This window comes from Pseudomonas sp. LBUM1646 (assembly GCF_059716165.1).
The window spans coordinates 5,635,941-5,658,119 of record NZ_CP166810.1; the positions used below are offsets into that span (position 1 = coordinate 5,635,941).

26 protein-coding genes, 1 tRNA gene and 1 pseudogene are annotated in these 22,179 nt (G+C 56.3%); 6 read left to right on the top strand and 22 right to left on the bottom strand.

What is annotated here, in order from left to right; genetic code table 11:
* Window positions 1-25 precede the first annotated feature (25 nt).
* From ndk to trmJ, 11 genes are all read right to left on the bottom strand, one after another.
* On the bottom strand, window positions 26-451 hold the full coding sequence (gene ndk / locus ACA071_RS25555; RefSeq protein WP_497641662.1) for a nucleoside-diphosphate kinase: 426 nt from the start codon (window positions 449-451) through the stop codon (window positions 26-28).
* A 92-nt stretch (window positions 452-543) separates the two neighbouring features.
* Window positions 544-744 carry a Fe-S cluster assembly protein IscX gene (gene iscX / locus ACA071_RS25560; RefSeq protein ID WP_282375258.1) on the bottom strand — a complete coding sequence of 67 codons (201 nt, stop codon included), beginning with the start codon at window positions 742-744 and terminating at the stop codon, window positions 544-546.
* Between the two features lie 14 nt (window positions 745-758).
* Complete coding sequence (fdx, locus tag ACA071_RS25565; protein WP_497641663.1) at window positions 759-1,100, bottom strand: ISC system 2Fe-2S type ferredoxin; 342 nt, start codon at window positions 1,098-1,100, stop codon at window positions 759-761.
* Between the two features lie 3 nt (window positions 1,101-1,103).
* The gene (gene hscA / locus ACA071_RS25570; protein ID WP_497641664.1) at window positions 1,104-2,966 is read right to left on the bottom strand and encodes a Fe-S protein assembly chaperone HscA; all 1,863 of its coding nucleotides are present in this window, start codon (window positions 2,964-2,966) and stop codon (window positions 1,104-1,106) included.
* A gap of 51 nt (window positions 2,967-3,017) precedes the next feature.
* Window positions 3,018-3,539, bottom strand: a complete 522-nt coding sequence (gene hscB, locus ACA071_RS25575) for a co-chaperone HscB (RefSeq protein ID WP_497645385.1) — start codon at window positions 3,537-3,539, stop codon at window positions 3,018-3,020.
* A gap of 8 nt (window positions 3,540-3,547) precedes the next feature.
* The gene (gene iscA, locus ACA071_RS25580; RefSeq protein ID WP_054045385.1) at window positions 3,548-3,871 is read right to left on the bottom strand and encodes an iron-sulfur cluster assembly protein IscA; all 324 of its coding nucleotides are present in this window, start codon (window positions 3,869-3,871) and stop codon (window positions 3,548-3,550) included.
* A gap of 34 nt (window positions 3,872-3,905) precedes the next feature.
* The gene (gene iscU, locus ACA071_RS25585) at window positions 3,906-4,292 is read right to left on the bottom strand and encodes a Fe-S cluster assembly scaffold IscU (protein ID WP_003443374.1); all 387 of its coding nucleotides are present in this window, start codon (window positions 4,290-4,292) and stop codon (window positions 3,906-3,908) included.
* Between the two features lie 83 nt (window positions 4,293-4,375).
* On the bottom strand, window positions 4,376-5,590 hold the full coding sequence (locus ACA071_RS25590) for an IscS subfamily cysteine desulfurase (RefSeq protein WP_497641665.1): 1,215 nt from the start codon (window positions 5,588-5,590) through the stop codon (window positions 4,376-4,378).
* A gap of 50 nt (window positions 5,591-5,640) precedes the next feature.
* Window positions 5,641-6,132 carry a Fe-S cluster assembly transcriptional regulator IscR gene (gene iscR / locus ACA071_RS25595; protein WP_121734138.1) on the bottom strand — a complete coding sequence of 164 codons (492 nt, stop codon included), beginning with the start codon at window positions 6,130-6,132 and terminating at the stop codon, window positions 5,641-5,643.
* Window positions 6,133-6,301: 169 nt separating this feature from the next.
* A complete protein-coding gene (gene cysE / locus ACA071_RS25600) occupies window positions 6,302-7,078 on the bottom strand; it encodes a serine O-acetyltransferase (protein ID WP_497641666.1) in 777 nt (258 codons plus the stop codon).
* A 2-nt stretch (window positions 7,079-7,080) separates the two neighbouring features.
* Window positions 7,081-7,851 (bottom strand): tRNA (cytosine(32)/uridine(32)-2'-O)-methyltransferase TrmJ, encoded by a 771-nt coding sequence (gene trmJ, locus ACA071_RS25605; RefSeq protein WP_201114682.1) that lies wholly within the window; start codon window positions 7,849-7,851, stop codon window positions 7,081-7,083.
* A gap of 146 nt (window positions 7,852-7,997) precedes the next feature.
* On the opposite strand from trmJ, the gene suhB reads away from it, so the two are divergent.
* Window positions 7,998-8,813 carry a type III secretion system regulator SuhB gene (suhB, locus tag ACA071_RS25610; RefSeq protein ID WP_008147729.1) on the top strand — a complete coding sequence of 272 codons (816 nt, stop codon included), beginning with the start codon at window positions 7,998-8,000 and terminating at the stop codon, window positions 8,811-8,813.
* Window positions 8,814-8,973: 160 nt separating this feature from the next.
* Here suhB and ACA071_RS25615 read toward each other — a convergent pair whose 3' ends face one another.
* From ACA071_RS25615 to queA, 6 genes are all read right to left on the bottom strand, one after another.
* Complete coding sequence (locus ACA071_RS25615; protein ID WP_497641667.1) at window positions 8,974-9,528, bottom strand: glycine zipper 2TM domain-containing protein; 555 nt, start codon at window positions 9,526-9,528, stop codon at window positions 8,974-8,976.
* 121 nt (window positions 9,529-9,649) lie between these two features.
* On the bottom strand, window positions 9,650-10,564 hold the full coding sequence (gene secF / locus ACA071_RS25620; protein WP_497641668.1) for a protein translocase subunit SecF: 915 nt from the start codon (window positions 10,562-10,564) through the stop codon (window positions 9,650-9,652).
* 9 nt (window positions 10,565-10,573) lie between these two features.
* A complete protein-coding gene (gene secD / locus ACA071_RS25625) occupies window positions 10,574-12,442 on the bottom strand; it encodes a protein translocase subunit SecD (RefSeq protein ID WP_497641669.1) in 1,869 nt (622 codons plus the stop codon).
* A gap of 63 nt (window positions 12,443-12,505) precedes the next feature.
* On the bottom strand, window positions 12,506-12,844 hold the full coding sequence (gene yajC / locus ACA071_RS25630) for a preprotein translocase subunit YajC (protein ID WP_169373231.1): 339 nt from the start codon (window positions 12,842-12,844) through the stop codon (window positions 12,506-12,508).
* Window positions 12,845-12,887: 43 nt separating this feature from the next.
* A complete protein-coding gene (gene tgt / locus ACA071_RS25635; protein ID WP_497645386.1) occupies window positions 12,888-14,003 on the bottom strand; it encodes a tRNA guanosine(34) transglycosylase Tgt in 1,116 nt (371 codons plus the stop codon).
* A 5-nt stretch (window positions 14,004-14,008) separates the two neighbouring features.
* On the bottom strand, window positions 14,009-15,073 hold the full coding sequence (gene queA / locus ACA071_RS25640) for a tRNA preQ1(34) S-adenosylmethionine ribosyltransferase-isomerase QueA (RefSeq protein ID WP_497641670.1): 1,065 nt from the start codon (window positions 15,071-15,073) through the stop codon (window positions 14,009-14,011).
* A 107-nt stretch (window positions 15,074-15,180) separates the two neighbouring features.
* On the opposite strand from queA, the gene ACA071_RS25645 reads away from it, so the two are divergent.
* From ACA071_RS25645 to ACA071_RS25660, 4 genes are all read left to right on the top strand, one after another.
* Window positions 15,181-15,265, top strand: a tRNA-Leu gene (locus ACA071_RS25645).
* Between the two features lie 162 nt (window positions 15,266-15,427).
* Window positions 15,428-15,757, top strand: coding sequence for a hypothetical protein (locus tag ACA071_RS25650; RefSeq protein WP_497641671.1), 330 nt, complete (start codon window positions 15,428-15,430; stop codon window positions 15,755-15,757).
* A gap of 57 nt (window positions 15,758-15,814) precedes the next feature.
* Window positions 15,815-16,180 carry a hypothetical protein gene (locus ACA071_RS25655; RefSeq protein ID WP_497641672.1) on the top strand — a complete coding sequence of 122 codons (366 nt, stop codon included), beginning with the start codon at window positions 15,815-15,817 and terminating at the stop codon, window positions 16,178-16,180.
* Between the two features lie 70 nt (window positions 16,181-16,250).
* On the top strand, window positions 16,251-16,832 hold the full coding sequence (locus ACA071_RS25660; RefSeq protein WP_497641673.1) for a hypothetical protein: 582 nt from the start codon (window positions 16,251-16,253) through the stop codon (window positions 16,830-16,832).
* Between the two features lie 157 nt (window positions 16,833-16,989).
* Here the strand turns inward: ACA071_RS25660 and ACA071_RS25665 are convergent.
* The 3 genes and pseudogenes from ACA071_RS25665 to ACA071_RS25675 all read right to left on the bottom strand — a co-directional run bounded on the left by ACA071_RS25665 (window position 16,990) and on the right by ACA071_RS25675 (window position 19,874).
* A pseudogene (locus tag ACA071_RS25665) lies at window positions 16,990-18,086 on the bottom strand (DUF4238 domain-containing protein).
* Between the two features lie 157 nt (window positions 18,087-18,243).
* Window positions 18,244-18,741 carry a DUF4411 family protein gene (locus ACA071_RS25670; RefSeq protein ID WP_497641674.1) on the bottom strand — a complete coding sequence of 166 codons (498 nt, stop codon included), beginning with the start codon at window positions 18,739-18,741 and terminating at the stop codon, window positions 18,244-18,246.
* Window positions 18,738-19,874 (bottom strand): ImmA/IrrE family metallo-endopeptidase, encoded by a 1,137-nt coding sequence (locus ACA071_RS25675; RefSeq protein ID WP_497641675.1) that lies wholly within the window; start codon window positions 19,872-19,874, stop codon window positions 18,738-18,740. Before ACA071_RS25675 ends, ACA071_RS25670 begins: the two co-directional genes overlap by 4 nt.
* Window positions 19,875-20,559: 685 nt before the next feature.
* Here ACA071_RS25675 and ACA071_RS25680 point away from each other — a divergent pair.
* Window positions 20,560-20,871, top strand: coding sequence for a DUF3077 domain-containing protein (locus ACA071_RS25680; RefSeq protein ID WP_497641676.1), 312 nt, complete (start codon window positions 20,560-20,562; stop codon window positions 20,869-20,871).
* A gap of 143 nt (window positions 20,872-21,014) precedes the next feature.
* Here the strand turns inward: ACA071_RS25680 and ACA071_RS25685 are convergent, their stop codons facing one another.
* Window positions 21,015-21,383: a PH domain-containing protein gene (locus ACA071_RS25685; protein WP_429528499.1), complete on the bottom strand. Its 369-nt coding sequence runs from the start codon at window positions 21,381-21,383 to the stop codon at window positions 21,015-21,017.
* Between the two features lie 36 nt (window positions 21,384-21,419).
* The gene (locus ACA071_RS25690; protein ID WP_497641677.1) at window positions 21,420-22,172 is read right to left on the bottom strand and encodes a hypothetical protein; all 753 of its coding nucleotides are present in this window, start codon (window positions 22,170-22,172) and stop codon (window positions 21,420-21,422) included.
* Between the last annotated feature and the right edge of the window lie 7 nt (window positions 22,173-22,179).

A 22,179-nucleotide genomic window follows, 5' to 3' on the forward strand; every position in this document is an offset into this window, starting at 1 on the left:
TTCACCTTCACTCATAAGCCAATGCTTAGCGAGTGGTTACTTCAGTAGCTGCGAAGAAGTACGAGATTTCGCGAGCAGCAGCGGCTTCGGAGTCCGAACCGTGTACAGCGTTGGCGTCGATCGAATCAGCGAAGTCAGCGCGGATGGTGCCGGCAGCAGCTTCTTTAGGGTTGGTAGCGCCCATCAGCTCACGGTTCAGAGCGATAGCGTTTTCGCCTTCCAGAACCTGAACGACAACTGGACCGGAGATCATGAAAGCAACCAGGTCGCTGAAGAAACCGCGAGCGCTGTGCTCAGCGTAGAAGCCTTCAGCTTCGGCTTTGGACAGTTGCTTCAGTTTCGAAGCTACAACCTTCAGGCCGGCTTTTTCGAAACGAGTGGTGATCTCGCCGATAACGTTTTTTGCAACAGCGTCAGGCTTGATGATGGAGAAAGTACGTTGAACAGCCATGGTGTAACTCCAGAAACGGTAATTTGTGAAAAATTAAACCCGCGAATTATACGCGGGTTCTTGGGTATTGCCTAACTGCATACGGTGCAGACTCAGTCTGCTTCTTCGATCCAGGCGGCCTGAATGGCTTCAAGCACCTTCTCGCCACCGCGGGTCGGATCATCACTGAACTCCGGCAATGCCAGCACCCATTTGTGCAGATCGACGAAGTTCACGTAACGCGGGTCCGTATCCGGCTTGGATTCAGCCAGTTGGATCGCGATTTCCAGCACATCAACCCATTTCAGACTCATGTCACTTCCTTGAATCAGTGCGGCGCTTCGGCTGCATGGTTGAGCGAGTATTTCGGAATTTCAACGGTCAGGTCTTCAGTCCCGACGATCGCCTGACAGCCTAGACGAGATTGCGGCTCCAGGCCCCAGGCCCGATCCAGAAAGTCTTCTTCCAGCTCATCAGCGTCTTCGAGCGAGTTGAAACCTTCGCGAATGATGCAGTGACAGGTGGTACAGGCGCAAACGCCGCCACAGGCACTTTCCATCTCGATATGGTTGTCATGGGCCACTTCGAGAATGGACTTACCGGTTTCAGCCTCGACAACCATTCCGTCCGGGCAATGCTCGGCGTGAGGCAGAAAAATGATCTGCGGCATCAGTTATTCCTCGATTTCATTCAGGTTGCGCCCCGCCAGCGCGGCTTTCACCGTCGAGTCCAGGCGGCGGGCAGCAAAGGCGTCGGTCACTTGCGACAGACGCTTGGTCTGCTGCTCGATGGCGAAACCATCGGTGCCTTTCATCAATTCGGTCAATTCCTGCATCTGCAACTCGATGACCATGCGCTCTTCGGCGTCGAGCAGGCGCTCGCCGTCGACATCAATGGCGCCCTGCACCGCTTCGATCAGGCGCTGGGCATCGACTTGCTGCTCACGCAGCACGCGGGCGACTTTGTCGTCGTTGGCGTACTCGAACGAATCCTTGAGCATCTTGGTGATTTCGCCGTCGGTCAGGCCGTAGCACGGCTTGACCTGGATGCTGGCTTCGACGCCCGAACCCAGTTCGCGTGCCGCGACGCTGAGCAGACCGTCGGCATCGACCTGGAAGGTCACGCGAATCTTCGCCGCACCGGCCACCATCGCCGGAATGCCGCGCAATTCGAAGCGCGCCAGGGAGCGGCAGTCGCTGATCAGCTCGCGCTCGCCCTGCAAAACGTGGATCGCCATGGCCGACTGGCCATCTTTATAGGTGGTGAAGTCCTGAGCGCGAGCGACGGGGATGGTGGTGTTACGCGGAATCACCTTCTCCATCAGGCCGCCCATGGTTTCCAGCCCCAGGGACAACGGAATCACGTCGAGCAGCAGCAGTTCGCCGCCATCGCGCTTGTTGCCCGCCAAGGTATCGGCCTGGATCGCGGCACCGATGGCCACCACTTGATCCGGATCGATTTCAGTCAACGGCTGGCGACCAAAGGCTTCGGCAACAGCATCACGAACCCGAGGCACGCGAGTCGAACCACCGACCATGACCACGGCATGCACTTCTTCCAGCTCGATGCCGGAATCACGTACGGCGCGACGGCAAGCTTTCAGGCTGCGAGCAACCATTGGCTCGATCAGCGCATCGAAGGCTTCGCGAGTCAGTTGGGCTTTCCAGTCACCATAAGCAACTTCAACGGTCGCGACGGTGGTCAGCGCTTCTTTTGCTGCACACGCAGCTTGTAGCAGATGACGTTGCGCGCCCGGATCGAGGTCGGCGGACAAACCGGCGCTCTCGATGATCCAGCCAGCGATGGCGTGGTCGAAGTCGTCGCCGCCCAGGGCGCTGTCGCCACCGGTAGCCAAAACCTCAAACACACCGCCAGTCAGGCGCAGAATCGAAATATCGAAGGTACCACCGCCCAGATCATAAATAGCGACCAGGCCTTCGGCGTGTTGATCCAGACCGTAAGCCACAGCGGCAGCGGTCGGCTCATTGAGCAGACGCAGCACGTTCAGACCGGCCAGTTTGGCCGCATCCTTGGTGGCTTGACGTTGAGCATCGTCGAAATAGGCCGGAACGGTGATCACCGCACCGACCAATTCACCACCCAACGTCGCCTCGGCGCGCTGACGCAGCACCTTGAGGATTTCGGCGGAGACTTCGACCGGGCTTTTCGGGCCTTGCACGGTGTCGATGAACGGCATGTGCGACTCGCCGCCGACAAAGCGGTACGGCAGTTGGTCGCCCAATTGCTTGACGTCGGACAGACCACGACCCATCAAGCGCTTGACCGACAGCACGGTGTTCAAGGGATCGGTAGCGGCGGACAGCTTGGCGGATTCGCCCACTTCCACGCGATCGGCGTGATAGCGCACGGCGGACGGCAGGATGACCTGCCCGTCAGCGTCGGCCAGAGGCTCGGAAAGACCACTGCGCAATGCAGCGACCAGCGAATTGGTAGTGCCCAAGTCGATCCCCACAGCCAGACGACGCTGGTGCGGTTGAGGACTTTGGCCGGGTTCGGCGATCTGCAGTAGGGCCATCGTAATCAGGACTTATCTGTATATCAGGCGTGCGACCGGAGCGGCACTGGGTTAATCGTCGAGGCGCTCTTCTAACTGGCGCACTTCGTAGGTGAGCTTGTCGAGGAACTGCATGCGCCGCATCAGGCGTTCGGCCTGTTCACGTTGCGCTGCGTCATCCCAACAGGCTGCGAAGCTTTCGTTCAGCTCATCCTGCGCAACCTTCAAGCGGCGCTTGAACACGGCAATGCCGGCCAGATCGGCGCTGTCTTGCAGGTCTTCGAGCTCTTCGCGCCATTGCATCTGCTGCAGAAGAAACTCCGGATCATGCACCGTGACCTCCAGCGGCAACTCGCGACCACCCATGGCGAGCAAGTAGCGCGCGCGTTTTGGGGGATTCTTGAGCGTCTGGTAGGCCTCGTTGAGGTTCGCGGATTGCTCGAGCGCCAGCCGCTGCTCGCGCTCGGGAGCGTCGGCAAAGCGGTCCGGATGAACACCGCGCGCCAACTCACGATAGCGCGTGGCCAACTGCTCGAGATCCAGACGGAAGCTCGGCTGCAGTTCAAATAAAGCGAAATGACAAGGAATACCCACGCGCAGCCTCAGATGTTGAAGCTTTCGCCGCAGCCACATTCACCGCGTACGTTGGGATTGTTGAACTTGAAGCCTTCGTTCAACCCTTCCTTGACGAAATCAAGCTCGGTGCCGTCCAGGTATGAGAGGCTTTTCGGGTCGATGATCACTTTCTCGCCGTGACTTTCGAACACCTGATCCTCTGCAACCACCTCGTCGACGAACTCCAGCACGTAGGCAAGGCCGGAACAGCCTGTGGTGCGAACACCCAGACGAATCCCTTCACCTTTGCCGCGCCCGTTGAGGGAGCGTCGCACGTGTTGAGCTGCCGCTTCTGTCATGCTGATAGCCATCGGTGACTCCTTACTCGTCGCCAAATCTTGAAAGTCAGATCAAGCCTTTCTTCTGCTTGTAGTCGCGAACAGCCGCTTTGATAGCGTCTTCAGCAAGTACGGAGCAGTGAATTTTCACTGGCGGCAAGGCCAGTTCTTCGGCCAGCTGAGTGTTCTTGATGGTCTCTGCTTCATCCAGAGTCTTGCCTTTCATCCACTCGGTCGCCAGGGAGCTGGAGGCGATAGCCGAACCGCAACCGTAGGTCTTGAACTTGGCGTCTTCGATGATGCCTTGCTCGTTAACCTTGATTTGCAGACGCATCACGTCGCCGCACGCCGGAGCGCCGACCATGCCAGTGCCGACATCCGGGTCTTCCGCGTCCATCTTGCCGACGTTGCGCGGGTTTTCGTAGTGGTCGATGACCTTTTCGCTGTAAGCCATGATTCTTAATCCTCACTCATCAGAGAGTCGCTCTTGAGCCCTGAAACCTTAAGTTCACAGGGCCGGTTTGCGGCGACTTGAAATCAGTGTGCCGCCCACTCGATTTTCGAAATGTCGACACCGTCTTTGTACATGTCCCACAGCGGCGACAAAGTGCGCAGCTTGGTAACGGCCTCGCAGACTTTCTGCGCGGCGTAGTCGATCTCTTCTTCGGTGGTGAAACGGCCGAAGGTGAAGCGAATCGAGCTGTGTGCCAGTTCGTCGTTGCGGCCCAGGGCGCGCAGCACGTACGAAGGCTCAAGGGAAGCCGAGGTGCAGGCCGAACCGGACGAAACCGCCAGATCCTTGAGGGCCATGATCAGCGACTCGCCTTCAACGTAGTTGAAGCTCAGGTTCAGGTTGTGCGGTACGCGGGCGGTCATGCTGCCGTTGATGTACAGCTCTTCCAGGTCTTCGACCTGTTTGAAGAAGCGGTCGCTCAAGGCTTTGATGCGCACGTTCTCGGCAGCCATGTCTTCCTTGGCTACGCGGAAGGCTTCACCCATGCCGACGATCTGGTGGGTCGCCAGGGTGCCGGAACGCATGCCACGCTCGTGACCGCCGCCGTGCATGGTCGCTTCGATGCGAACACGCGGCTTGCGGCTGACGTACAGCGCGCCAATGCCTTTAGGGCCGTAGGTTTTGTGGGCAGAGAACGACATCATGTCAACTTTCAGTTTCGACAGGTCGATCTCGACCTTGCCGGTGGACTGAGCCGCGTCAACGTGGAACAGAATGCCCTTGGAGCGGGTCAGTTCGCCGATGGCTTCGATGTCGTTGATGGTACCGATTTCGTTGTTCACGTGCATGACCGAAACCAGGATGGTGTCGTCACGCAGTGCAGCTTCGATCATGGCCGGCGTTACCAAGCCATCAGTCTGAGGCTCGAGGTAGGTCACTTCGAAACCTTCACGCTCCAGTTGGCGCATGGTGTCGAGGACAGCCTTGTGCTCAATCTTGGTAGTGATCAGGTGCTTGCCCTTGGTCGCATAGAAATGCGCCGCACCCTTGATTGCCAGGTTGTCAGACTCGGTGGCACCGGAGGTCCAGACGATTTCACGCGGGTCGGCGTTGACCAGGTCAGCGACCTGACGACGAGCGTTTTCGACGGACTCTTCAGCTTTCCAGCCGAATACGTGGGAACGGGACGCCGGGTTACCGAAGTTTCCGTCGACCAGCAGGCATTCACTCATCTTTTGCGCGACACGCGGATCAACCGGGGTGGTCGCAGAGTAATCAAGGTAAATCGGCAATTTCATGGACTATCTCCTAAATCAGGCTGGCTGGCGTGCCGCTAGCTCTTTGGCTGTCATTCGACGGCGGACGCTTCAATCTTGTCCAGGCGTGGCGCCTTGCCATTGCAACGGCGCTGGTCCTGACGCTGGGCTACTTCTTGCACCTCACGGCGAGTCACAAGGTCAGCCAAGCTGATACCGCTCAGAAATTCGTGAATCTGCAGGCTCAGATCGCACCACAAGTGGTGGGTCAGACAGGTGTCACCTTGATGGCAATCACCTTGGCCCTGGCATTTGGTTGCATCGACCGATTCGTTTACCGCATCGATCACCTGGGCGACCTGGATGCCCTGCATCTCGCGGGACAGCTGGTAGCCGCCGCCCGGGCCACGAACGCTGGAAACCAGATTGCTGCGGCGCAATTTGGCGAAAAGCTGTTCGAGGTAGGACAGGGAGATGCCTTGGCGCTCGGAGATATCGGCCAGGGACACCGGCCCGTGCTGCGCATGCAACGCCAGGTCAAGCATGGCAGTCACGGCGTATCGGCCTTTTGTAGTCAGTCTCATGGACAATTACCACGGAGTTCGGAATGGGGGCGAGTATGCTATTCCCGAGTACTTTAGTCAACTATAAGACCTAGTACTTTAGTCAGGATTACCCGCAAAAGAGCGCGCGCATCATAGCAAAGGCTGGCGGCGTACAGCCAGCAATTGCTCGCGATAGGGCCAACCCGGTTTAGCTGGCCTGACTCTCGTCCTTGCCTTTTACGCAGGCGAAGTCTTCTTCACGCAGCTCAGGCAAATCCTTGGCGCAGTAGTTACTGCCCAGATCCTTCAGCGCGCCGCACATGCCTTCCAGCCGACCGTCGACCGCCTGCAAGTGATCCAGCAATTGACCAATGGCGCGCGCCACCGGGTCCGGCATATCCTCACCAACACCATAGGCATCAAAACCGATCTTCTCGGCCATGGCCTTGCGCTTGGCGTCCTGTTCATCATCGGACTTGACGATGATTCGCCCCGGAATCCCGACAACTGTCGCACCCGGCGGCACAGCCTTGGTCACCACCGCATTGGAACCGACCTTGGCCCCGGCGCCGACCGTGAACGGACCGAGCACCTTGGCGCCCGCCCCCACGACAACACCATCTTCCAGAGTTGGGTGACGTTTGCCCTTGTTCCAGCTCGTGCCGCCGAGGGTCACGCCCTGATAAAGCGTCACGTCATTGCCGATCTCAGCAGTTTCACCGATGACAATGCCCATGCCATGGTCGATAAAAAAGCGACGACCCACCTTGGCCCCCGGATGGATCTCGATCCCGGTCAACCAGCGACCGAAGTTCGACACCAGCCGCGCCAGCCACTTCCAGCCCATGCCCCACAGGGCAGACGACAGGCGATGAATCCAGATGGCATGCATGCCGGGGTAGCAAGTCAATACTTCAAAAGCGTTACGCGCTGCCGGATCACGGTGGAAAACACTCTGGATATCTTCACGCAAACGCTCGAACATTTTTAATCCTTCCGCTTAAGAAGCTCGCCACGGGCCGCTTTCTGGGTTTCCGTGAGGATGCCACGCAATATATTCATTTCCGCCCGGCTGACCGAGCTTCGTCCGTACAACCGACGCAGGCGCGCCATCAAGTGCCGCGGCTTTTCCGGGTCGAGGAATTCGATGGCCACCAGGGTTTGCTCCAGGTGCTCATAGAATCGCTCCAGCTCATCCATAGTCGCCAGTTCGCCACTTTTGGTGGACGCCACTTCATCCTTCTCGACCTTGCTCGGCTGACCTTGGGCCGCGAGCCAGGACATGCGCACTTCATAACTCAACACCTGCACCGCTGCCCCAAGATTCAGCGAACTGAACTCAGGGTCTGATGGGATGTGCACGTGATAATGACATCGCTGCAGCTCTTCATTGGTCAGGCCGGAATCTTCACGACCAAAGACCAAAGCGATCTCCGCACCTTGAGCGGCTTCCTCGACCACTTTCACACCGCATTCGCGAGGATCGAGCAGCGGCCAGGGGATACGGCGGTCACGGGCACTGGTGCCGAGGACCAGATTGCAGCCGACCAAGGCATCTTCCAAGGTGGCGACGACTTGCGCGTTTTCAAGGATGTCCCCGGCGCCGGAGGCACGGGCATCGGCCTCGTGGTGCGGGAACAACCGCGGTTCGACCAGCACCAGCCGCGACAGGCCCATGTTCTTCATGGCACGCGCAGCCCCGCCGATATTGCCGGGGTGGCTGGTATTGACCAGGACGACACGAATGTTATGCAGCACGGGAGGCGATCTCGAACACTAAATTAGGGAGCCGAATCTTACAGTTCATCCTACCGTTAAGCTATGAAAGCGAACACCGACCTTCACCTGTAGAAAAGTTCTGATAGAATGCCCGGCTTTCTTTAACAACCTTAGGTGACACATCCATGCAGCCCATGCTGAATATCGCGCTGCGCGCCGCCCGCAGCGCCAGTGAATTGATCTTCCGCTCCATCGAGCGCCTGGATACCATCAAGGTCGACGAAAAAGACGCCAAGGATTACGTATCCGAGGTGGATCGCGCCGCCGAGCAGAAAATCATCGACGCGCTGCGCAAGGCCTACCCTACCCACGGCATTCTCGGTGAAGAAACCGGCATGCACCCAGGTAGCGGCGAAGGCGAAGAATATCTGTGGATCATCGATCCACTGGACGGCACCACCAACTTCCTGCGCGGCATTCCTCACTTCGCCGTCAGCATCGCCTGCAAATACCGCGGTCGCCTGGAACACGCTGTTGTTCTGGACCCGGTTCGCCAGGAAGAATTCACCGCCAGCCGTGGTCGCGGCGCTCAACTGAACGGTCGTCGCCTGCGCGTCAGCGGTCGCACCAGCCTCGACGGCGCCCTGCTGGGTACCGGCTTCCCGTTCCGTGACGACCAGATGGACAACCTCGACAACTACCTGGGCATGTTCCGCGCTCTGGTTGGCCAGACTGCCGGCATCCGCCGCGCCGGTTCGGCAAGCCTGGACCTGGCCTACGTGGCTGCCGGTCGTTTCGACGCGTTCTGGGAGTCGGGCCTGTCTGAGTGGGACATGGCTGCAGGCGCCCTGCTGATCCAGGAAGCCGGCGGTTTGGTGAGCGACTTCACCGGTGGTCACGACTTCCTTGAGAAAGGCCACGTCGTTGCCGGTAACACCAAATGCTTCAAAGCAGTTCTGACGGCCATCCAGCCGCACCTGCCGGCTTCGCTGAAACGCTAAGCGAACGCCCACAAAAAAAAGCACCTTTCGGGTGCTTTTTTTATGCCCGGGATTTGCCTGGGCAAGCTTTGCTCCTACGGGGGTGTTGGTGGTTGATAAATAGCGGGCACAAAAAAGCACCCTTTCAGGTGCTTTTTTTTGAGCCTGTGCAATCAGCTGATTATTGAGCTGGAGCCTGTTCGTTCTGCGACAGCACCAGTTTGCCTTCCTTATCGACCGGAATCTGATTGCCCGGATCACGATCCATCCGCACTTTGCCTTCCTTGCCGTCCAGCGAATAACGGACGTCGTAGCCGACAACCTTGTCGCTGATGTCATTCACAGTGTTACAACGGGTTTGGGTCGTGGTGTAGGTATCGCGATTCTGCATACCTTCCTGGACCTTGTTCCCCGCATAACCACCGCCGACTGCACCGGCCACGGTGGCAATTTTCTTGCCGGTCCCGCCGCCGATCTGGTTGCCGAGCAAACCACCGCCTACCGCACCAATGACCGTACCGAGGATCTGGTGTTGATCCTTGACCGGCGCTTGGCGGGTCACTGCAACATCCTTGCACACTTCACGTGGAGTCTTGATCTGTGTCTTAACCGGTTCAACGGCCAATACTTGCGCATACTCAGGGCCGCTTTTAACCAGGCTGTAGGTGGCAACAGCGCCCCCGGCAGTCACACCGACAGCACCCAGTACCGCACCAACCAGCAACGACTTGTTCACATGAACCTCCTGACCATCACATGCGGGACAAAGCCCGCGCTTCTCCCAGCCTTGGAGCATAAAAAAAGGCGCGAGTTCAACTCGCGCCTTTTTTGGCAGACAGCTGGGAAAGCGATGGCCGTTATGGACGGTCGTCGACTTCCTTATCGGTCGCCGCAGGAGGAATCAGATCCTCGCTGCTCAGGTTCAGCCAGATCAGCACCACGTTCGCGATGTAGATCGACGAGTAGGTACCCGCCAGAACACCGATAAACAGGGCAATGGAGAAGCCGAACAGGTTGTCGCCACCGAAAAACAACAGCGCCGCGATCGCCAGCAACGTGGAGATCGACGTCGCCATGGTCCGCAGCAGGGTTTGCGTGGTCGAGATGTTGATGTTCTCGATCAGGGTCGCCTTGCGCAGCACACGGAAGTTCTCACGAACCCGGTCGAATACCACGATGGTGTCGTTCAGCGAGTAACCGATGATCGCCAGCACCGCCGCCAGCACCGTCAGGTCGAAGGTGATCTGGAAGAACGACAGGATACCGATGGTCACGATCACGTCGTGGATCAGCGAAACAATGGCGCCGACCGCGAACTTCCACTGAAAGCGGAAAGCCAGGTAGATCAGGATGCCGCCCAGCGCCATCAGCATGCCGAGGCCGCCCTGATCGCGCAGCTCTTCACCCACCTGCGGGCCGACGAACTCGACACGCTTGACCGTTGCCGGGTTATCGCCGCCGACCTTCAGCAGCGCTTCAGCGACCTGGTGACCCAGTTGCGGGTCTTCGCCAGGCATGCGCACCAGCAAATCGGTGGTCGCACCAAAGCTCTGCACGATGGCTTCGTGGTAACCCGACTCACTGAGTTGGGTACGCACCTTGGACACATCGGCCGGACGCTCGTAGGTCAGCTCGATGAGCGTACCGCCGGTGAAGTCCAGGCCCCAGTTCATGCCCTTGTGCCAGCAACTGAACAACGCCAGTGCGGTCAGGAATAATGTGACGCCGAACGCGAAGTTGCGAACGCCCATGAAGTTGATTGTACGTAACATGGCAGCCCCTTAAATCCACAACTTCTTGAAGTCCCGACCGCCGAAGATCAGGTTGACCATCGCGCGGGTCACCATGATGGCCGTGAACATCGAGGTAAAGATCCCGAGGGACATGGTCACTGCGAAGCCTTTGACCGGGCCGGTGCCCATCGCAAAGAGAATCCCGCCGACCAACAATGTTGTCAGGTTGGCGTCGAGAATCGCGGTGAATGCCCGGCCGAAGCCTTCGTTGATTGCCCGTTGTACCGTCATGCCCGCCGCGATCTCTTCACGAATCCGCGAGAAGATCAGTACGTTGGCATCGACCGCCATACCCATGGTCAGCACGATACCGGCGATACCCGGCAGGGTCAGCGTTGCACCCAGCAGCGACATCAAGGCCAGCAGCAGCACCATGTTCACCGACAGAGCGACAGTGGCGATGATGCCGAAGAAGCGGTAGATGGCGATGATGAACAGCGAGACAAACAGCATGCCCCACAGCGATGCATCAACACCCTTCACGATGTTGTCGGCACCCAGGCTCGGACCAATGGTGCGCTCTTCAGCGAAGTACATTGGTGCAGCCAGACCACCGGCACGCAACAGCAGCGCCAGTTCGGACGACTCGCCCTGACCGTTCAGGCCAGTGATGCGGAACTGAGCACCCAGCGGCGACTGGATGGTCGCCAGACTGATGATCTTCTTCTCTTCTTTGAACGTCTGGACCGCCACGTCTTTCTCGACGCCGTTAACCATTTGCTTCACGTAGGTAGTAACAGGGCGTTGCTCGATGAAGATCACCGCCATGCTGCGACCAACGTTGCTGCGAGTCGCACGACTCATCAGCTCGCCACCATGACCATCCAGACGGATGTTCACTTCTGGTGTGCCGTGCTCGCCGAAGCCAGCCTTGGCGTCAGTCACCTGGTCACCGGTGATGATCAGGCCACGCTCGATCTGTGCCGGCGGACGCTTGCCTTCACGGAACTCGAACGATTCGGAAGTGGCTTTCGAAGCACCTGGCTCTGCAGCCAGACGGAACTCGAGGTTGGCCGTCTTACCGAGGATACGCTTGGCTTCTGCGGTGTCCTGCACGCCTGGCAGCTCAACCACGATGCGGTTGGCGCCCTGACGCTGAACAATCGGTTCGGCAACACCCAGCTCGTTGACGCGGTTACGTACCGTGGTCAAGTTCTGCTTGATGGAGTATTCACGGATTTCCGCCAGCTTGGCTGGGGTCATCGCCAGACGCAGTACCGGTTGGCCATTGAGGTCGGCCGGAACAATGTCGAAATCGTTGAAGCTTTTGCGGACCAGCGCACGGGCCTGTTCGCGAGTTGCTTCGTCAGTGAAGCCCAGCTGAATGGCGCCGTTGAGTTGCGGCAGGCTGCGATAGCGCAGTTTCTCTTTACGCAACAGGCTTTTCACATCGCCTTCGTACACTTTCAAGCGTGCGTCGAGGGCTTTGTCCATGTCCACTTCCAGCAGGAAGTGCACACCACCGGACAAGTCTAGACCCAGCTTCATCGGGTGCGCGCCCAGGCTGCGCAGCCATTGCGGGGTGGTTTGTGCCAGGTTCAGTGCAACGACGTAGTCATCACCCAATGCCTTGCGCACGACGTCTTTGGCCGGCAGCTGGTCTTCAGCCTTGGTCAGACGGATCAGGCCGCCCTTGCCGTTGGCCGACAGCGTGGCCGCCTTGACGTTGATCCCGGATTCCTTGAGCGCAGTGCTCACACGATCCAGATCAGCCTGATTGACCAACAGCGCAGTGCTTGCACCGCTGACCTGAATGGCCGGGTCATCAGGATAAAGATTGGGAGCGGAATAAATCAGACCGACCGCCAGCACCGCCAGGATCAGAATGTATTTCCACAGAGGGTATTTGTTCAGCATCACGCCGCCCGCTTATGACGCGGGGCGCCTTGCGCGCCCCGTCGATTGAGTAGAAGTTGAAACTTAGATCGCTTTTAGCGTGCCTTTTGGCAGCGTGGCGGCGATGGCGCCTTTCTGGAACTTCATTTCCACGGTGTCGGAAACTTCCAGAACCACGAAATCGTCTGCCACTTTAGTGATCTTGCCGGCGATACCACCGGTGGTCACAACTTCGTCGCCTTTTTGCAGGCTGCCGAGCAGGTTCTTCTGCTCTTTGGCGCGCTTGGCCTGTGGACGCCAGATCATCAGGTAGAAGATGACCAGGAAACCGACCAGGAAAATCCACTCAAAACCGCCGCCCAGTGGGCCTGCAGCTGCCGGTGCAGCAGCGTCGGCCATGGCATTAGAGATAAAAAAGCTCATTTAGCACTCCAGTTGCAAATGTTGAATCTTGGGGTCAGAAAACTCAGTCCAAAGGCGGAACAGGTAGCCCGCGTTTGGCGTAGAAGGCATCGACAAAGGCGGCCAATGTACCCTGTTGAATAGCCTCGCGCAAACCAGCCATAAGCACCTGGTAATGGCGCAAATTGTGGATGGTATTCAACATGCTACCCAGCATTTCGCCGCACTTGTCCAGATGGTGCAGATAAGCACGGGAGAAGTTCTGGCAGGTGTAGCAATCGCAGGTCGGATCCAGCGGCGTATCATCATGGCGATGGAACGCGTTACGGATCTTCAGCACGCCTGTATCAATGAACAGATGCCCATTGCGGGCATTACGGGTTGGCATCACGCAATCGAACATGTCCACACCGCGGCGCACACCCTCAACCAGATCTTCCGGTTTGCCAACGCCCATAAGGTAACGAGGTTTGTCAGCCGGCATCAGGCCCGGCAGGTAATCCAGCACCTTGATCATCTCGTGCTTGGGCTCGCCCACCGACAGACCGCCAATGGCCAGGCCATCGAAGCCGATCTTGTCGAGGCCTTCCAGGGAGCGCATGCGCAGGTCCTGGTGCATGCCACCCTGAACGATGCCGAACAGCGCCGCCGTGTTGTCGCCATGCGCATTTTTCGAACGCTGGGCCCAACGCAACGACAGCTCCATCGACACACGGGCAACGTCTTCGTCAGCCGGGTACGGGGTGCATTCGTCGAAAATCATCACGATGTCGGAGCCCAGGTCACGCTGAACCTGCATCGACTCTTCCGGGCCCATGAACACTTTCGCGCCGTCAACCGGGGAGGCGAAGGTCACGCCCTCCTCCTTGATCTTGCGCATGGCGCCCAGGCTGAACACCTGAAAACCGCCGGAGTCTGTAAGAATCGGGCCTTTCCACTGCATGAAATCGTGCAGGTCGCCGTGCTTCTTGATCACTTCGGTGCCAGGACGCAGCCACAAGTGAAAGGTGTTGCCCAGAATGATTTCCGCGCCGGTGGCGGTGATATCCCGCGGCAACATGCCCTTGACCGTGCCGTACGTGCCCACCGGCATGAAGGCCGGGGTCTCGACGGTACCGCGCGGGAAGGTCAAACGACCGCGACGAGCCTTGCCGTCAGTGGCCAGCAGTTCAAACGACATACGACTCATACAGTGTCCTCAGGGCCCGATTCTTTAGGGGCAGTCGGCGCAGGATTACGGGTGATAAACATCGCATCACCGTAGCTGAAAAAGCGGTAACCATGCTCCACCGCTGCTTTATAGGCAGCCATGGTTTCGGGATAACCGGCGAACGCCGAAACCAGCATCAACAGCGTGGATTCGGGCAAATGGAAGTTGGTGACCAGGGCATCGACCACATGAAACGGCCGGCCCGGGAAGATAAAGATGTCCGTGTCGCCACTGAACGGCTTGAGCACGCCATCACGGGCGGCGCTTTCGAGGGAACGCACGCTGGTGGTCCCCACCGCCACCACCCGACCGCCGCGCGCACGGCAAGCGGCGACTGCATCGACCACGTCCTGGCCGACTTCCAGCCATTCGCTGTGCATGTGGTGATCTTCAAGCTTCTCGACCCGCACCGGCTGGAACGTGCCCGCACCGACGTGCAAGGTCACGAACGCCGTCTCGACGCCCTTGGCGGCAATCGCCTCCATCAACGGCTGATCGAAATGCAGCCCCGCCGTCGGCGCCGCCACCGCGCCCAGGCGCTCGGCGTACACGGTCTGATAACGCTCGCGGTCCGAACCTTCGTCCGGGCGATCTATATAAGGAGGCAACGGCATGTGCCCGACGCGATCAAGCAGCGGCAACACCTCTTCGGTGAAGCCCAACTCGAACAACGCATCGTGCCGCGCCAGCATTTCTGCCTCGCCGCCGCCGTCGATCAGGATCTTCGAACCGGGCTTGGGCGACTTGCTGGAACGCACATGGGCCAGCACGCGATGACTGTCGAGCACCCGCTCCACCAGAATTTCCAGCTTGCCGCCGGAAGCCTTCTGGCCAAACAGCCGCGCCGGAATCACCCGGGTATTGTTGAACACCATCAAATCGCCCGGGCGCAAATGCTCGAGCAAATCAGTGAATTGACGGTGTGCCAGGGCGCCGCTGACCCCATCAAGGGTCAACAGGCGACTGTTGCGACGCTCGGCCAAAGGGTGGCGAGCGATCAGCGAATCAGGGAGTTCGAAAGTAAAGTCAGCAACGCGCATGATGGGGTTCGTCTAGCAGGGGCCGGAAGTCTAGCCGAAATAGTGAAAATTCTCTATGTACCTGATTGACCAACAGTAATCTCATCTCTATACTCCGCGGCCATTAAGCCCTGATGGCGGAATTGGTAGACGCGGCGGATTCAAAATCCGTTTTCGCAAGAAGTGGGAGTTCGAGTCTCCCTCGGGGCACCAAAATTAAGAAAGGTCTTGCTTTGCAAGGCCTTTTTTTTCGTCTGTAGAAAAGTGGGCTCGCCTGCCCGCTTCGTTGGGGTTGCCGGGGGCTGCGATCTTTTGATCTTGCTTTTGAGGCGCTACAACCCAAACCGCTCGGCTAACGAATCAAGGATTCACACAATGGAATTGCCACTGGAAACCGTTGCCCTGTTCGCCCTCAAGCTGGCTTATGAGCGGGAGGGGGAAAGCCCGATCCTGCGGGATGATCCGATCATGAGTGATTATGAGCGGGAGGTTTTTGGGTTGTTGGTGCGCAGGGGTGATATCGAGGCAATCCAGTTTAGAGTGGCGCACTGTGTAGGCTTGGCGCTGGACGCCTTAGGCGGTGTTGATACGCCGCTAGGACGTGAGCTGCATCGGTTATCCGCTGATTTCAGCAATGTCCGGACGATGGAGCAGCTTGAAGCGCCGGTCATTGCGCTTCGGGACTATTTGAAAGTTATTCTGTGAGTGATGGGGCGGTACACAAACCCAGCTCAGAGAAATGGATATCAAGGACAGCATCAAATGGAAGTGATTGGAGTGTGTTCTATCGCCGCGATTACGGCGGCTGTGTGGATTTGGGTAGTGAGGTGTCGCGGCACCCGGAATCTGTTGATCGCCAACCTTGCGGGCGCTATCGGCGGTTTTATCGCCGCGCTGATGATTGTGTCAGTGGCGATCGAAATCCTCGGTTACGGGCGACCGGGCAGCGCCGAGAAGTTGATGGTGTCGATGATTACCCTCGGTGCCGGGATAGGAACGTGGTTTTGGGTGTACCGCCTCCGGCGAGCGCAACACCCTGTCTTTCGCGTTCTAATCGGCGGGGTGTGTGGCCTGTTCACGTCGGTCATCGTTTTTTTGCTGTCTGCGGTGATCCTTCAAGGCTCTTGAGCGAAGCCAACGCTACTCACCTTGCTCGACTGGACAAGGCTGGAGTCGCTTAAACATCCGAGACCATCGCATGTCGATTTGCCCTCCTCTACCCGATTCGTCTGGCGCTATTAGCAAGGCTTTCCCGTCTTTTCTTAAACAAGAGGCTGAGGCTCTCGACCGGATTGTGGGCCAACTCCGCCAAGCGCGGGTGGACATGCATCGGTTCGTAGAGGTCAGAGTCGGTGAGGAGGAATTGGTCATTCCCTACCGGATTTATCCCCTGGGTGATGAGGACGCTTTTGACCAGTTGACTGAAACACAGAGCATTTTGTACTCGTGTCTTCTGACACGTCACCACGATGGCCATGTGCGTCAACGTCATCTGGAACGGATTCTCTTGGTGCGCGAACCGTGGGTTGTGCCGTTCGTGGTTCAACTGACGGGCGAGTACGTTATCCAGATTCTTGAAACCGTTGAAGCGCATCTGCCGATGCTCGATCCGGCGCTTTACGGCCGTTTCATTCGAGACAATCAGGCGTACTTTCAAACGACGCATGCACGCATGATTAGTTACTGGGATTGCTACTACCGACGCCGTTATAAACACCCATCGGACTATGTTGGGTTTCGCGTGCTTGCGAAGCTTCGGGGATTTTCCGAAATCAGCTAGAACCCGACTCTGTTCAGCCCTCACACTGTGGCCAAAACAGTACGAACCGTTCGCCGTGCGCTTTACTGTGAGTAGGCCCTTTTAAGGATGATAAAAGGGAACAGATCTATTTTCCGAAAATAAATCTATTCCCTTTTCCCTTCAGCATAAAGCAGCACTAACCATAAGCTTTGACCTTTCGAAAAGGACGCAAATCAGTTTCTTTTGCATGTGCGCTCCGAACATACCCAACACCCGTATCATTGTAGTAGGCAACACCCTTGTTTTTTCGCAGTAAAAACCTTGGCCATGCAACTGGTCTAGGGTGCACTGTTTGGTAATGCATTATGCCATCTTGATGAGCACCGAATTCTGACTTATCTACGACTTTGTAACGCTTATGAACACCATTCTCCACGCCATCAAAGACGGCATAGTTTATTTGGTGCCTTGTATGAGGTCGACGCTCCTGAAACCTCAATACGAAGTCATGCACCCCTTTTGCGAAGCTCTCATCCCCGACGAAAAGATTTGCACGACAATTGAGTAACTGAAATTCATTTAAAGCTTCAACATCAGACCTTAAGCGCGTAGTAACCCACCCTTTATTTGTAGATACACTATAAATGTCTGGGTCATAGCAAATACAGTAAATTTTTGGAGATAGTGGGAGCAATAGAATTGCGCCTGCGTCTCGCATACCAAAGGCCATACCCAGAGTTTTCTTGCTATCCAAATACCAACGGCTCGTAAGAATTGCAGGATCATCAGAAGTTACAAAAGGAATGTTTGAAGTATTTTTGACAAGGCAAACCTTTAAATCAGAAACTATCCACATCGACTCCGCGAAAGCATGCATTGCGATCTGAACAGCTTCTTTAATTTTGAGGCCAAAACCAGAAGCTGACGGCCCTAGCACTTCAAGAGTGTCATCCGCCATTTCGACAGACCTCTTGGATGCTGCTTCTGTTCTCAAATGCTGCAACATCCAGAATACTCTCAGCACATCGCAATTATCATGTATCAGAGAGCAATCAGGCTGCAGAATTTTCCTAAGCACATTCCCATAAGCGCTTTCGACCAATTGTATAGCGGCCTCCAGTTGAGCATCCTGTCCGTAAAAGTAATCCCCAGAACACTGACTTTTTACCGGCGCCCCCCAATGAATCGATTCCGATCAATGTTATATAAATTTATCGCTGTATTTGTGCCACCAACCGTGAAGGGTTTTAGGTAACAGCGAGGCACAAAATGTTGATTCTTATTAGATGCCATCGAAGGCGCTTCCCAATTAAAAAATAACACTTAATATTTAGATAAATCGCCCCTCGCTGTCCGCAGTAGAAAAGGGGACATATTTATTTCCTAAAAGCACACAGACCACTCAGCTAAAAAAAATACAAACCCCACAGATTTTAGCAAGATACTTACTTCAAGCAGACAACACGAACCTCGCCTCTAGCCGATGCAACAATTCAAACGTATTCAAAAAAGGAACGTTCAGCGCCTTACAAATATTGGGAATGATGAATTTTCGTTTAGCATCGAGATTTAGCACTTCATGAGTAACGACTGTAGCTCCTGTAGTTATCGCTTTCGCAATTAACCATGGGTCAGCACCTGCTAAAAACTCTTCCATTGCGCCTACTTTCATCTTATGCGCTTGATCAGCCACAAGCCCCGCAACCTGCATGAACGCCAGTTGCGTATCCTGATCAGTGGTGGAGTGGAAAAAATCGGAATTGCCCTTCGCCCAACCCGCCAAATCGTCATTCCCTTTTGTTAGCTCATCCATTACAGGTGCAATACTGGCTAAAGCCAATGCTTTATTTTTAAGTAATAACCATTGCCAAAATCCAGGACAGATAGCCATCCCGTAATAACGGTTCTTTGCTTCGATCAGCGTGTTGGCGTCTAGTAAATGATTCATTCCGAAATCTTACTGGCGAGAGTCCTTAATTTAGCAGGTTGCACGCCGAGCAAATTTCCCGCCTCGCGTAGCAGCATCCGGCCACTCATTGCTTCAGTCAGCACTGCCTTGCTTAGACGAGGGCTGTTTTTCGCGGTGGCGTTACGGTAATAGTCACCCGCTCCACCTTTGTCATCCTGGAAAGCCTTGAGAATCATTCGATAGTAAGCGCTGTACTGTGCTTGGGTTATATAACCCAGATCAAATGCGCGGCGACCAATAGCTAATTTACTGATGTGAAACCGAGAGGCTAGCGGAGCTAAGTTGTCTTCCCAGTTAATATCTGCGTTCCAAAAGGCGCAGAATTGGGCTTCGGGAGCCAGAAATTCACCGGCAACCGCATTGCAGAATCGTTCCTCGTCTCGACCATTTGCGGTATTTCCGTCAGATACCCCACTGCTACCAATCCAAATATGTGCCAGTTCATGAATTAAGGTAAAAAGTCTGGCAGTGGGAGCATCGGAACTATTGATAAACACTACAGGTGCGAAGACATTGCTGATGGCAAAACCACGGAACTCACTAACTTCAAGTTTGCGATGAGTATTCCCTAGCGCAATGCCGCTGCGCATCACCAAAATTCCAGCCGCCTCAGCAGCTTCGATCAAGGCACGGCTGTACTTGTCATAATCCAATCGAGCAACGTCTGGGTTCACACCGAGGATCCGGCGGATATCGCCCACCACCTCTGCGACTTGAGATCGGCTATTAAAGCGACCTACAAATGCCAGCCGTTGATGCTCCTGGTGTTGCAGATACTCCAGGTACCAGTCCTGCTTACGCATGGAATCCCTGACGGTGTCCAACAATTCCAGGCTGGGACGTTGAGGCGCAATCCCACCGACGGTCCGAAGATCAGGTAAAGGCAATTGTTCGACGGGCGGCTGCTTAAGAAACAGGAAGCCGAACGGGATGTGAGCGAGGCTCGCCCACTTCTGAGCCTGAAGGAATGTTGGCTTGGTCTCGCCAGCCTCCCATTCCTCTACTCGATCAGGTTTCACTGGCAGCTTTTTAGCAACCTGCTCAGTGGAGAGACCAGCGCGCTCACGAGACCATGTGAGCAGGCTTGGATTGACTAAGGCGGCTTGGCTCATAGGGTCGCAGGCAAATCAGATGGGGCCAGCAAACGTTCTAGAGCATCCTTGGCAGATGCAGCCGACTGACGCTGGTTCCAGTTATCTGGCATTGCCTTTCTCCTTGGCTGTTTAAGGTCGGGTTGCAACGACTACAGATTAGTCGAGAAGCAGAGCTACCAACGGTGGGAGCGCGCGATTATGAGGTAAATTTTCATCGACCCGAAGCGCAAATATGTAACCCAAGACAAATGGTACTGACCTGTTTCAATGCGTTTCAGACCCAAATTCCACAGGGACTGACTGGATAATCACCCACGCTTCGGAGGTTGCAGGAAAAGGATCTGCACGATAATCTCCCACCGTCGCTGCCAATTCAGCGACCGGGCTTGGTAACCCGAGGTAAATCACTGCGCAACAGTGCCATGCGTTCGCAGGCGCTTTTTTTTCGCCTGTAATCTGCGTTATGGCGGCTGTGCGTGGGACGTCTTCGGACGTGCCGGTTTCCTTGATTTCCCGGTTTACCAACCTGCGCACAGCTGCCACCCATTCGCTTGGTAACGAATTGTGGCGGCTCTTCAAATTAAGGAGCTTTTGCAATGCGCAGCATCAATCCGTACAAAATCTGGCTGTCCCCTCTACGCAACACCCAATCGCGTAACGCTTCCCCCCTGCCCCACAGCCTCTCCATCACCGGAGATGCCCAATGACTGATCAACCCGAACTCAAAACCATCGGCCTGACCCCGGCCATTTACTGCTCAGACCAACCCCTGTTCCACGTCACTCGCGATGTGCCGCTTGGCGATGCGTTGTCCATGGCTTCTGACTTTCTGTTTCTGGCTAAGTCGCTGACCAAAGAGGCTGCCTACGACAGGGATACCGACCGTCACGCCTGGGCTGCGCACTATTTGACGTCGTTGAGTAAGGCGTTGGTGGATGATGCGGTGAAGGTTTTGACGCGGGATCGGCCTAACACTGTGCCGCCTAAGCGGGCGGGGGCGAAGGCTGAGGGTTAGTGGTTGTTTGTGATGGGGTTGTGTCAGTTGAGTAGGTGGCGACTGGTTCACCGTTATCGCGAGCAAGCTTTGCTCCTACAGGGGTTGTGGTTTTCCTGAGTGAGCGTTTAGCCCCGAGTTTTCGGGGCTTTTTCGTATTCGGGTCAGAGGACGTGTTGGGAGATTAGTTTTGAGATTTCTACCATTGATGTTCTGCCGGTGAATTCGAATTTCACTTTGCCCAGCGACGAGAAGTAGATCTCCAGTTCTGAATCCAGGTCGAAGGTGCCGGAGGTTTCCACCGAGTACGCGACGATGTTTTTGTAGGGCAGCGAGGTGAAGTCTTTTTTGCTGCCGGTGATGCCCTGGACGTTGACGGCGATGATGCGTTTGTTGGTGAAGACCACGCCGTCGCGCATGGATTTGTAGGCGTCGATGACGTGTTCGCCGTCGAGCAAAAGGTCGGCTACGCGTTGGGCGTATTCTTCGTTTTGCTTGAGTTTGAAGAAGCCTTTGTTGTTGAAGTCGATCATCTGTCCATCCTCCTTTTGAAGAAAAATCCCGTCGGGTTACTTCAGCGCCTTTACGACTCGAATGTCGATGGGAAATCCATCCGCTCCGTTCAATGTCTTCCACCCCACGTACTGAAAAATCCCGTCCTCATCAATTTTGTCGCCTCGCTCCACCGTTGCACCGCCCAGCACTGCGACGCGCTTATAGACGGCGCAGTTGCCATCCCATCGATGAGCGGTGTAGATCACATAGGGTTTGACGTATTGCGCGGCGCGGAAATGGCTGCCGCAGCCAGCATCGACTTTGATCATCAAGGTCTTCAGATTCGCTTCGCCATCCAGCTCAGCGTGCTGGTCGAGAGCCCCGATCTCGCCGACGTCGCTGAAGCCCAGAGTGCGAGCGCGCTTGTATTCCGGGGAGTTCAGATGATCGGTCTGGGCTTGCCGGAAATGCTGATCCAGCGCCTCGTCGTTTTCAGCACTGCCCTTGGCCGCTATGTCTTTCACTCGGGGGATGACGCTTTCACAGCGGGCGTAATCGGGGGTGCCGAGGCTTGGCTGGGCGAGGTTCTTGCGATGTACGGTAATGGTTCGCAGATAACTCTCGATAGAAGGCAAGACATCCTTGGCCGTCTTGCTCCCGTTCTGCACATCGGTCACTGCCCGTTGTAATTGCTGGCAATCGGAGAGGTAGGTCTTCCAGGCGTATTCCGGGGTTTCTTCCCAGTCCCAGTCGGCAAGCGCCGGGGTCATCACGACGGTGAAAGTGATCGCGCAGTACAGGCGCGAGGCTGGAGCGACAGTGAGCATGTGTAGT